The 11,853-nt window shown below is 55.3% G+C and carries 9 protein-coding genes; 6 read left to right on the forward strand and 3 right to left on the reverse strand.

The genetic code is table 11. From position 1 onward, the window contains the following. The first annotated feature begins 159 nt into the window (after positions 1-159). Positions 160-1,836, forward strand: coding sequence for a methyl-accepting chemotaxis protein (locus AC1MDE_RS04100; RefSeq protein ID WP_034830905.1), 1,677 nt, complete (start codon positions 160-162; stop codon positions 1,834-1,836). On the opposite strand, the gene AC1MDE_RS04105 is transcribed toward AC1MDE_RS04100, so the two are convergent. Further along, positions 1,794-2,675, reverse strand: a complete 882-nt coding sequence (locus AC1MDE_RS04105) for a LysR substrate-binding domain-containing protein (RefSeq protein ID WP_479398601.1) — start codon at positions 2,673-2,675, stop codon at positions 1,794-1,796. The two genes, AC1MDE_RS04100 and AC1MDE_RS04105, sit on opposite strands and share 43 nt — an antisense overlap. A 126-nt stretch (positions 2,676-2,801) precedes the next feature. Here AC1MDE_RS04105 and AC1MDE_RS04110 point away from each other — a divergent pair, with 126 nt between their 5' ends. Then, positions 2,802-3,968 carry a methionine aminotransferase gene (locus AC1MDE_RS04110; RefSeq protein WP_480344319.1) on the forward strand — a complete coding sequence of 389 codons (1,167 nt, stop codon included), beginning with the start codon at positions 2,802-2,804 and terminating at the stop codon, positions 3,966-3,968. Between the two features lie 14 nt (positions 3,969-3,982). Beyond that, positions 3,983-4,762, forward strand: a complete 780-nt coding sequence (locus AC1MDE_RS04115; protein ID WP_058962084.1) for a transporter substrate-binding domain-containing protein — start codon at positions 3,983-3,985, stop codon at positions 4,760-4,762. A gap of 176 nt (positions 4,763-4,938) precedes the next feature. Here AC1MDE_RS04115 and pepT read toward each other — a convergent pair whose 3' ends face one another. Continuing rightward, positions 4,939-6,165 carry a peptidase T gene (pepT, locus tag AC1MDE_RS04120; protein ID WP_058962083.1) on the reverse strand — a complete coding sequence of 409 codons (1,227 nt, stop codon included), beginning with the start codon at positions 6,163-6,165 and terminating at the stop codon, positions 4,939-4,941. A 113-nt stretch (positions 6,166-6,278) separates the two neighbouring features. Between pepT and AC1MDE_RS04125 the strand changes: the two genes are divergently transcribed. Next, complete coding sequence (locus AC1MDE_RS04125; protein ID WP_058962082.1) at positions 6,279-7,874, forward strand: ABC transporter substrate-binding protein; 1,596 nt, start codon at positions 6,279-6,281, stop codon at positions 7,872-7,874. A gap of 54 nt (positions 7,875-7,928) precedes the next feature. On the opposite strand, the gene AC1MDE_RS04130 is transcribed toward AC1MDE_RS04125, so the two are convergent. After that, positions 7,929-8,855, reverse strand: coding sequence for a LysR family transcriptional regulator (locus AC1MDE_RS04130; RefSeq protein WP_480344320.1), 927 nt, complete (start codon positions 8,853-8,855; stop codon positions 7,929-7,931). Between the two features lie 148 nt (positions 8,856-9,003). Between AC1MDE_RS04130 and AC1MDE_RS04135 the strand changes: the two genes are divergently transcribed. Both AC1MDE_RS04135 and AC1MDE_RS04140 read left to right on the forward strand, forming a co-directional pair. Beyond that, positions 9,004-10,425: a M20 family metallopeptidase gene (locus AC1MDE_RS04135; RefSeq protein WP_480344321.1), complete on the forward strand. Its 1,422-nt coding sequence runs from the start codon at positions 9,004-9,006 to the stop codon at positions 10,423-10,425. Beyond that, positions 10,422-11,696: an MFS transporter gene (locus tag AC1MDE_RS04140; protein ID WP_480344322.1), complete on the forward strand. Its 1,275-nt coding sequence runs from the start codon at positions 10,422-10,424 to the stop codon at positions 11,694-11,696. Before AC1MDE_RS04135 ends, AC1MDE_RS04140 begins: the two co-directional genes overlap by 4 nt. Positions 11,697-11,853: the final 157 nt, after the last annotated feature.

Genomic DNA, 11,853 nt, shown 5'->3' on the forward strand with positions numbered 1-11,853 from the left:
TAATCCATTGATTATCAGTAATAACATTTCCTATCCGGCTTAAGCAGACAGCAATTAATTAGCTTATTAAACCGTTACATTTTCCCAATCCACTGCCGATAAACGCAATATGCCCGATTTTATCGGGCCTCCTACGCGTTTCACACCAAGGGATTATGTATGGGAATCTTAAAAAACTTCACTATTCGCGCCGTCATGCTGACTATTCTCGGGCTGTTCTGCCTGCTGTGGTGCGGTGTCGGATTATTTAGCGTGCACTCGCTCAATGCCCTCGGCGAAGGGAATGAGATAGACCGTGAGCTGGTTAATCAGATGACGGTACTGAGTAAAGGCAACGATCAATATTTTCGTGTGGTGACGCGTCTATCCCGCGTGATGGAAGGGCGTGCATCGGGCGCGGCAGTGAGCGCGGATGCCTTCGCACCGGTGCAACAGGCGCTGGAGAGTATGAAAGCGCAGCTGGTGCAATTCAAAGCGATGGCACCTGGCCCGATGGACAGTGAAACGGTTAACAGCGTTATCGCCAGCTGGCAGAAATTGCTGGATGAGGGGATCGCGCCGCAGGTGTCGCTGGCACAGCAGAGCACCGTTGAAGCTTATCGCACACAGGCTAATAACGTGACGCCCGCCCTCAGCCGCGCCTTTGGCACCAGCGCGGAGGCGTTTAACAAAGCCGCAGGCATTAAGCTGGATGAAACCCGTGTCACCGTCGATAAGCTCACTAACATTACTAAGGTGATTATTTTGGTTGCTGTGGTGTTCGGTCTGGTGATTTTGCTGTTCACCGACCGTTATCTGGTAGCGATGCTGGTGAAACCACTGGAGCGCGTGCGTAACCATTTTGCTGTGATTGCCCAAGGCGATCTTAGTCAGCCCGTGGAAGATTTCGGCCGCAACTGTGTCGGCAAACTGGTGCCGCTGCTGCGTGCGATGCAGGACAGCCTGCGTGAAGCCGTGAGCGCCATTCGCAGCGGAACCGAGAATATCTATCGCGGCGCGGCAGAAATCTCATCCGGTAACAACGATCTCTCCTCCCGTACCGAAGAGCAAGCGGCCGCGCTGGAGCAAACTGCGGCCAGTATGGAGCAGCTCACGGCAACGGTGAAATTCAACGCCGACAACGCCCGTCAGGCCAGTTCACTGGCAGAAACGGCTACCGGCACCGCGCAGCAGGGCGGCCGTCTGGTAGGGGAAGTGGTCACCACCATGCAGGGCATTTCCGGCAGTTCGAAGAAAATCGCTGAGATTACCAACGTGATCAACAGCATTGCTTTTCAGACCAACATCCTGGCGCTTAACGCCGCCGTTGAAGCCGCGCGTGCGGGCGAACAAGGCCGTGGTTTTGCGGTCGTGGCCAGTGAAGTGCGTAATCTGGCACAGCGCAGTGCCGGGGCGGCGAAAGAGATCGCCACGCTGATTGAAGATTCCGTCCAGCGCGTGGATAAGGGCTCTGCGTTGGTCAGCAGCGCAGGCAGCACCATGAACGATATTCTGAAGTCGGTGCAGGATGTGAATGAGATCATGAAGCACATCGCGGCAGCCTCCGAAGAGCAGAGCAAGGGCATTTCGCAAGTTGGCACCGCCGTCACGGAAATGGACAGCGTGACTCAGCAGAACGCCTCGCTGGTGGAGCAGGTTTCTGCGGCGGCCAGTGCGCTGGAGCGTCAAACGGAAGAGTTGCAGGCTTCTGTCGCGAAATTCCGTCTGTCGGACAGTGCGCCGTTAGGTAAAGCTCAGGCCGCGCCAGCCAGCACCGTTCTGCGCCGTCCGCTGTTAACCAGTACGCCTGTCGCTCAATCGAAGTCGGCCAGCGCCGATGAGTGGGTTTCATTCTGAGGCTGACACAACCACGCCACCAGATCCGGCAGGAACGGTGGCGCATCCTGTTCTGCGCACTGTAAAAGGCTGTACGCTGCCCCGGTGGCCACGCTGTTGGTAAACGGGGCAATCAAGCGACCATTCGCCAAATCATTTTGCACCAGTGTCACATCCGCCACCGTCGCACCAAAGCCCTGAATCGCCGCGCTGATGGCCAGATCCATAGTGGCAAAGTGCTGATTGCGTGCCATCGGCACAGTGGCCGCTTGATCCGCCAGCCACATTTGCCAGTCGCGGGAATCATTGGTGGGATGCAAAAAAGTAAACCTCGCCAAATCGCTGATGCCCACGGGTGGCGTGATGTTGCTGCCCAGGACCGGTGTCAGTCGCTCATCAAATAAACGAATGGAACCGGCAGGCGGCGTGCCAAACACAATCGCCGCATCATAATTTTCCAGCTGTGAAGCGTGGTCCAGCGTAGTGGTCAGTGCCACATGGATTTCCGGCCGCTGTTGCTCCAGCGCCACCAAACGTGGCACCAGCCAGCGCATGGCACAGGTGGGCGCTTTCAGGCGAATTGAGGCATTGCTGCGGCTGGCTTTCTCGGTGGCATTCACCAGCATGGCATAACCTTGTTGCAGTTCGGGCAACAGCGCCGCGCCTTGCTCGGTAAGATGCAGACCACGCGCATGGCGTGCAAACAAGGGAAATCCCAGCCAGCTTTCCAGCGTGGCGATTTTACGGCTCACCGCACCCTGAGTAATGCATAATTCGCTGGCGGCGCGCGTCAGGTTAAGATGGCGTGCGGTGACCAGAAAAGCATGGATGGCATTCAACGGCAGGGCGGAGCGGGACATAACGACCTCAAGCTATGATTTTTAATCATGGCTATTATGACAACAATTCGCTTGTCGACTCAAGCGTCTCACCGTTGAATAGAAATCTACTTTCCTTACGTGGTTATGCAACCTTGTGGAGCAACGATGACCTTGAATAGCAGTGTTAACATCTCTTCCAAACAGCCCGATGTCGGCACGACGATTTTCAGCGTCATCGGCCAGCTGTCAGCACAACATAAAGCCATCAACCTGTCGCAAGGTGCGCCGAACTTCCCGTGCGATCCGCATCTGGTGGAGCTGGTCAGTAAAGCCATGCGCGAAGGTCATAACCAATATGCCTCTCTGACCGGTTTACCGGCGCTACGTGAAGCGCTGGCTGAAAAAGTCGAGACGCTTTATGGCCAGCGCTATGATGCGGGCAGCGAAGTGCTTATCACCGGCAGCGCCAGCCAGGGTATTTACATGGCGATTTCGGCGCTGGTGCATCCTGGTGACGAGGTGATCTTCTTTGAACCGGCGTTCGACAGCTATGCGCCGGTGGTGCGTTTACAGGGCGCAACCCCGATTGGCCTGAAGTTGCAGGTGCCGGATTTTGCGATCAACTGGGATGAACTGCGCGCCACCATCACGCCGCGCACCCGTATGATCATCATCAACACGCCGCACAACCCAAGTGCGCAGGTGCTGACGCCAGCCGATTTGGAGCAGCTGGCGGCCTTAACCCGCAACACGGATATCGTGGTACTGTCCGACGAAGTGTACGAACACATCCTGTTTGATGGCCGAGCCCACTGCGGCATGGCAACCCATCCGGAACTGGCACAGCGCAGCGTGATCGTGTCTTCATTCGGCAAAACCTTCCACGTCACCGGCTGGCGCGTCGGTTATGCGCTGGCACCGGCCGCGTTAATGGAAGAAATTGTGAAGGTGCATCAGTTCATGATGTACGCCGCCGATACGCCAATGCAGGTGGGTTTTGCGCACTATCTGCAGAATCCGCAAAACTATCTGCAGCTGTCACCGTTCTATCAGGAAAAACGCGATCGCCTGCTGTCATTGATGCAAGATTCGCCGTTTAAGTTGCTGCCAAGCGCAGGTTCCTTCTTTATGTTGGCCAGTTACGGACATTTCAGTGACGAAAGCGACAGTGAAATGGTAAAACGTCTCATCGTCGATCACGGTGTGGCCGCCATTCCGTTGTCGGCGTTTTATATGGACGGCACTGACAATAAATTAATTCGCCTGTCATTCGCGAAAGACGACGCAACACTGCAGGCTGGCGCGGAAGCGCTGTGCCGGGTTAAAGGGTAATTAGGGGAAGAATAATGAAAAAGTTAAACGCACTGTTTGTGGCGCTGGGTATGCTGACTTCTGCACACGCACTGGCACAGGAAACCTTACGCTACGGTCTGGAATCACAATATCCGCCGTTTGAAAGCCGCAACGCACAGGGCGAGCTGGAAGGTTTTGATATCGAACTGGGTAAAGCGATTTGCGAAGTTGGCAAATTCGACTGTAAGTGGGTGGAAAGCAGCTTTGATGCGCTGATCCCGGCACTGCAGGCGAAAAAGTTTGATGCGATCAACTCGGCGATGAACATCACCGAAGCGCGTGCCAAAAGCATCGATTTCACCAAGCCCATCTACCGTATTCCGACCATGCTGATCGTGAAAGAGGGCGAGAAAGTCCTGCCAACGGCCGAGTCGCTGAAAGGCAAAAACATTGGCGTGCTGCAGGGTTCAATCCAGGAAACCTACGCTAAGAAGCACTGGGAGCCGCAGGGCGTGACCGTGACCTCTTATCAGGACCAGAACCAGGTTTATAACGACATGGTGGCGGGCCGCCTTGACGGCACGCTGGTGATGTCAGCTGCGGGTCAGTCTGGTTTCCTCGATAAGCCACAGGGCAAAGGTTTCGCCTTTGTTGGCAAGCCGGTTGAAGATGACACCATCCTCGGTTCCGGTATCGGTTTCGGCCTGCGTAAGGGTGATGCCAAGCTGAAAGGTGAACTGGATGCGGCTATCACGAAAGTGCAGGCTGACGGCACCATCACCAAGCTGGCGGCGAAATTCTTCCCTGGCATTGATGTGACCGCAGCGAAATAACATCAAGCGCTACTCTGGCGCGCTGCGCCGTGAAAACCGGATTAAATTAAGGCTGCCATTGTTCATCTATGGCAGCCTTTTTCGTTTACGTCGAAGTGGGTGGCATTACCTCCCAACGGTTGCCGGGCCATCCCTGTGCCTCTGACAGCATTAAGATCTGCCGGTAAATTTCTTGCTTATTTCGCCGCCAGATAACACAGCGCTTCGGCCACCTGATAGGATTTCACAAACGAGGGCACCGGCAAAAACTCGAAGCGTGAATGGAAATTGTGTGCACCGGTAAAGAAGTTCGGTGTCAGCAATCCTTTTGCCGATAAAGCCGCACCGTCTGTGCCGCCGCGCATCGGGATGACTTTCGGCTCCACACTCACTTGTTCGAGCGCCGCAAATATCAAGTCAATCGCACGACGGTCTTCCCCAATCGCATTGCTGATGTTGCTATAGGTATCGTTGATGGTGAGTGAAACATGCCCGGTGGGATAAAGCGCAGCAATCTCATCAGCCACTTCCACCAGCTGCTGTTTTTTCTGATCGAAACCCTGTAAATCAAAGTCGCGAATCGAGGCTTTCAACACCGCACGGCTGGCGTTGGCATTGATATCGTTAAACCAGATATAGCCTTCGCGTCCTTCGGTATGTTCTGGCGTGGCCAGGCGATCGAAACGTGAAATAAAGTCGTGCGCCATCAGGAGCGGATTCACCAGCACGCCTTTACCGGACATCGGATGCGCCGGCACGCCGGTAAACACCAGTTCCGCCGCCGCCGCATTGAAGTTCTCATACACCACTTCGCCCAGCTCACAGCAGTCGATAGTCCAGGCAAAATCAACGTTAAAGCGTGTCTCCAAATCCAGCGCTTTGGCGCCGCGCAATCCAATCTCTTCATCCGGCACAAATGCCACCACGATGTCGCCATGATCGCCTTTGAGGTTTTCCATCAGCGTCATGACCACCGTCACCGCCGCTTTATTATCGGCGCCGAGCACGCTGGTGCCATCGCTAAAAATAATCTCCTGGCCGTGATAGGGAGCGATCTCCGGATGTTCCGCTACGCGCAGCCAAATATCTTGCTGCGCGTTCAGACACAAATCATCGCCGTTAAACGTCAGGGTTTGCGGGTGGATATCCGGTGATAAACCCACGTCAACCGTGTCGATATGGGTAATAAAGCCAATGCGCGGTGCATCAGGCCGATTGCCCGGTTTTACTGCGGTCACCGTGGCATGCTGATCGATGACGATATCCTGCAGCCCAAGCTCACGCAGTTCCTGCGCCAGCAGCTCCGCCATCGCATGTTGTGAAGGGGTGCTGGGCAGCGTGGTGGATTTAGCATCGCTCTGGCTGGAAACCGCCAGATAACGGTAAAAACGTTGGGTCAGTTGGCGCGCGAGTTGGTCTGTCATCACATTTCCTTATTAGCTTTGCGCGATGTGCATTACACACCTCGGATAAATCGTGTTATTTATCAATACATACCGATGCGGGCTCATGGAAGTCAACAAAAACGAGGATCACAATGAAAAAGATGATGGCAAAGTTCACACTCAGCGTGTTGTGTTTAGCGGTAGCAGGCGGGGTATCGGCAAAAACGCTGGTTTACTGTTCTGAAGGTTCGCCTGAGAATTTCAACCCACAGCTGTACACCTCGGGAACCAGTGTGGATGCCAGCGCAGTGCCGATTTTCAATCGCCTGGTAGACTTCAAGCCCGGCACCACAGAACTGGTGCCAAGCCTGGCTGAAAGCTGGGATATTAGCCCGGACGGCACGGTATACACGTTTCACTTACGCAAAGGGGTTAAATTCCAAAGCAACAAACTGTTTAAACCCTCGCGCGACCTGAATGCCGATGATGTGATCTTCTCGTTTATGCGTCAGATGGATCCCAAAAACCCCTACCACAACGTCTCCGGTGGCAACTACAGCAATTTCGATAGCCTGGAACTGGCGAAGCTGATCAAGAATATAGAGAAAGTGGATGACAATACGGTGCGCATCACGCTGGCGCATGCGGAAGCGCCGTTCCTCGCGGATTTGGCCTGGTACTTCGCCTCGATTCACTCTGCGGAGTATGCCGATCAGATGCTGAAAGCGGGCACGCCAGAGAAGGTGGACATGGAGCCGATCGGCACCGGGCCATTTGAGCTGGTGCAATATCAAAAAGACTCCCGCATTCTCTACAAAGCCTTCCCGGATTACTGGCAGGGCAAAGCGAAACTGGATCGCATTGTCTTTTCCATCACCCCAGATGCCTCAGTGCGCTATGCCAAGCTGGAGAAAAACGAGTGCCAGATTATGCCGTTCCCTAATCCGGCCGATCTGGAAAAAATGCGCACCAATCCTGACCTGACGCTGGAACAGAAATCGGGACTCAACACCGGTTTCCTGTCGTTCAACACCACTAAAGCGCCGCTGGATAACGTTAAAGTCCGCCAGGCGCTGGCGATGGCGATTAACAAGCAGGCGATTATTGACGCGATCTTCAAAGGCACCGGCACGGTGGCGAAAAATATTCTGCCGCCGGATGTCTGGAGCGCCGACAAGGATCTGAAAGATTACGATTATGATCCGCAGAAAGCCAAAGCGTTGCTGCAGGAAGCGGGCATCAAACCCGGCACCGAAATCTCACTGTGGGCGATGCCGGTACAGCGTCCTTACAACCCGAATGCGCGACGAATGGCGGAGATGATTCAGGCCGATTGGGCGCAGGTGGGCATCAAAGCCAATATCGTTAGTTATGAGTGGGGTGAATACCTTAAACGCGTGAAAGGCGGCGAGCACCAGGCAGCACTGATGGGCTGGACCACGGCGACTGGCGATCCGGATAACTTCTTCGGCCCGCTCTACAGTTGCACCTCGGCAAATGGCGGTTCCAACTCCTCCAAATGGTGCTATCAGCCGTTCGAGAAGATCATCACCGAAGCGCGTGCTGAGCAAAACCATGACAAGCGCGTCACCCTGTATCGCGAAGCGCAGCAGATGATGCATGACCAGGTGCCTGCCGTGATGATCGCCCATTCGACAATTTTCGAGCCGGTGCGCAAAACGGTGAGCGGATATACCGTCGATCCGTTTGGCAAACACATTTTCTATCCGGTCGATATTAAGAATTGATGATGGCAGCGGGCAATCCAAAGGCGGCCCGCTAGATTGCCAAAATCCTGGCGATTATGGCTTCCAGCGTTGACGCAACGGCTCTTCCAGCGCGTTCATTTGCTGCAGTAAAAACGTCATAAACACATTCAGGGCGGCACTGCGAGGTCGCCCTGATTGCGCCTGTAGCTGCAGGTTGCGCTGACTCAACTGATCAATTCCCACAGAACGTAATATCAAGCCGTGCGTTTCCGCCTCTTGCAGCACGGTAAAGGCGCTGCAAATGGTCAGGGCCAGCGGTGTACGCAGCAAGAAGTGGAACAGCGTTGAGAAGGTATCGCAGGTGATCACCGGTTCAATCAAATTGCCGCTCATATGGCTCGCCAGCTCAAACAGCTGGCGCACCGTGGTGTTTTGTTGCGGCAACGCCAGCGGATAGTGGCTGACATCGTTCAGGGTCACGTGTGTTGCGCTAGCCAGCGGATGGCTCTGATGCATCACCAGCAGCACCGGCGCTGGCCAGGAACCGATCACCTCCACACCGCGTTCAGCGTGCAGGCTAAATTGCAGTGCCAGATCGCATTCACCACTGCGCAATAACTCGGCGACACCTTGCGTACTCGCCACTTTGATATCAAACAGCACGCCGGGATTATCCTCACGGAAGGCGGCAATCATGCGCGGCAGCAGCGTAAAGGCCAGCCCATCGGTACAGGCCACGCGAATCTGCGTGCGTCGAACGGCCTTTAATCCTTTGATTTCTGCCAGCGCGTATTCCATCTCCAGCATATTTTTGCGCACGTGATGGGCGTAAATTTCACCGGCTTCATTCAGCACCATACCGCGCGCATGGCGATCGAACAGTGGTACGCCGACCTGATTTTCCAGTCGCTGGATCTGCCTGCTGATGGCCGACACCGCCACAAACAGCTGTTCACTGGCCGCGCTGAGCGAACCGGTATTGGCGACAGCCAGAAAATAGCGGATCTCGTTGCTTATCATGCGAATGCCTCATGCTGGTGCATGCCTCGAAATCGGGCAGTGGAGCTTTGCCAAAAAAGCAAATCATACTCGATAAATTGATAATTGTGGCAAAGCAAGGTTTCCGCAAAGATGACAAAACCAAAATACCAATAAAAGACATGCAAACATGACAGCTCAAGAAGCGGTACAACAAGCCACCGCCTGGTTTGACAGTGGGGAATTTCAGGAAACATTGGCCCGCCGAGTGGCGCAACGTACTGAAAGCCAGCGCCAGGATCGTGACAACGAATTACAGCGTTATCTGCAGGATGAAATTGGCCCACAGCTGATTGCGCTGGGGTTTACGCTGCACTTTATCGATAACCCTGAAGCCGCCCATCGTCCGTTCCTGGTGGCGGTGCGCATCGAAGATCCGGCACTGCCGACCTTGCTGAGCTACGGCCATGGCGATGTGGTGTTCGGCGATGACGAAAACTGGCGCGAAGGCCTATCGCCGTGGCAGTTGGTGCAAGAAGGCGATCGCTGGTACGCACGCGGCAGCGCGGATAACAAAGGGCAGCACTGTGTGAATCTGGCGGCGCTGGAGCAAGTGTTCAAAGCGCGCGGTGGACGACTTGGATTCAACTGCAAAATGCTGTTTGAGATGGGTGAGGAGATCAGTTCGCCGGGTCTGGCTCAATTGTGCCAGCACCATGCTGAATTGCTGAAAGCCGATCTGTTTATCGCTTCCGACGGCCCGCGTCTGAATGCGGTACGACCCACATTGTTCCTCGGCTCTCGGGGCGCGGTAAATTTCCGTCTCACCGTTACCGCGCGTGACAACGCCTATCACTCCGGTAACTGGGGCGGTTTATTGACTAATCCAGGCACGCAGCTGGCCAACGCCATTGCTTGCCTGGTGAACGCAAAGGGCGTGCTGCAGGTCGAGGCACTGAAACCCAACTCTCTTACTCAACAAGTGCGCGATATCCTCAGCGACATCGAAGTCGGCGGGATGCCGGGCGATCCAGAGATTGATACTACCTGGGGCGAGCCGACCCTCTCTCCGACAGAACGACTTTACGGCTGGAATACGCTGGAAGTGCTGGCGTTCCTGACCGGCAATCCTGCACGTCCGATGAATGCCATTCCCGGTGAAGCCACGGCGGTGTGCCAGCTGCGCTTTGTGGTCGGCACCGATTGGGAAAACCTCGCACAGCATGTTAGCGAGCACCTGGCGCAGCACGGTTTTGGCTACGTCAAAGTGGAGTTTATGCGCGGCTCACCAGCCACGCGTCTCGATCCCACCGATCCGCTGGTGGATTGGGTGCTGGCGAGCATGGCAGAGACCAGCGGCAAAAAACCGGCGCTGCTGCCGAATCTGGGCGGTTCACTGCCCAACGAAGTGTTCTCAGACATTCTCGGCCTGCCAACCTTGTGGGTGCCGCACTCTTATCCGGCCTGCGGTCAGCATGGCGTCAACGAACATATGCTGAAGTCGATTGCGCGTGAAGGTCTGCAAATTATGACCCGCCTGCTGTGGGATCTGGGCGAGCAGGGCAGCGAGCTGGTGGCTAAACATCGCAAGCACGCCGGAGGTGCCGCATGAGTACGCTTAACACGGCTGCCCCATTGAGCAGCACCAAACCGAATCTGCATAAGACGCTGTTTGCTACCTGTATCGGTAATGCACTGGAGTGGTTTGATATTGCGGTGTACGGCTTCTTTGCCAGCTACATTGCGCATGCGTTTTTCCCCACCAGCGATCCATCGGTTTCCATGCTGTTGACGTTTGGCAGTTTCGGCGTCTCCTTCCTGATCCGTCCGTTGGGCGCGATTGTGCTGGGTAACTATGCCGACCGCCACGGGCGTAAAAAGGCGCTGCTGCTGTCGATTAACCTGATGATGCTGGGCGGCGCGGTGATCACCTTTATGCCGAGCTATGGCACTATTGGCCTGATGGCACCGTTGCTGATTTTACTGGCGCGTCTGGTGCAGGGTTTCTCTGCGGGTGGCGAATTCGGTAGTTCTACGGCGTTTCTGGTCGAGCATTTCCCGGAGCGCAGGGCGTTTATCGCCAGCTGGCAGTTTGCCACGCAAGGCGCGAGTACGCTGCTGGCCTCGGCGTTTGGATTGGGGTTGACGCAGATCCTCACGGAGAGTCAGATTCAGGATTGGGGATGGCGTATCCCGTTTGCCTTCGGTCTGCTGATTGGTCCGTTGGGGATCTATATCCGCCGCCATGTGCATGAGCCTGCCAGTTTTGAAGCGCAAGCGCCGGAGGCCGCACCGCTGAAACGTCTGTTTGGTCGTCAAAAAGAGCTGATGCTGCTGGCGATTGGTTTAATGGTGATCTCCACCGCAGTAAACTACATGCTCAACTATGTGCCAACTTACGCCACCAAAAACCTGCATCTGCCAGGTTCCGCCGCGTTCACCGCGACCTTGCTGGCAGGGGTGATCCTGACAGTGGTGACGCCGCTGATGGGCTTACTGGCGGAGCGTGTCGGCCGCGTGCCATTGATGTGGGGCTCGCTGATCCTGTTGATCATCACTATTTATCCGGCGTTTAAGCTGGTGGTGAATCACACCACGCCGACCACCTTGATTATTTTGGTGTGCTGGATGGCGCTGCTGAAATCGATCTATTTCTCGACGGTACCGTCGGTGATGGCCGACTTGTTCCCAATTGGTACTCGCGCCAGTGGGATGGCGATCAGCTATAACGTCGCGGTAACGGTGTTTGGTGGTTTTGCACCGCTGATTTGTACGCTGCTGATCACTGCCACCGGCACCAGCCTGGCACCCGGTTATTACCTGATGGCGATGTCGGTACTGAGTGGATTAGCGTTGCTGCGCAGCCAGAAGCGCATCGCTTAAAGGCGGTTTAGCGGATTAGCTTTGCCCCCTATCTAAAAGCGAAGAGCTTAGACATACCGGAGCTGCGCAATCCATTGCGCAGCCTGAAGAAATGCGCCAGTTATGGCGCGACTTCACCTCATGACGATACCTGGCTGGTAACCTATTCAGCCGGGTA

The organism is Pantoea folii, from assembly GCF_056678875.1.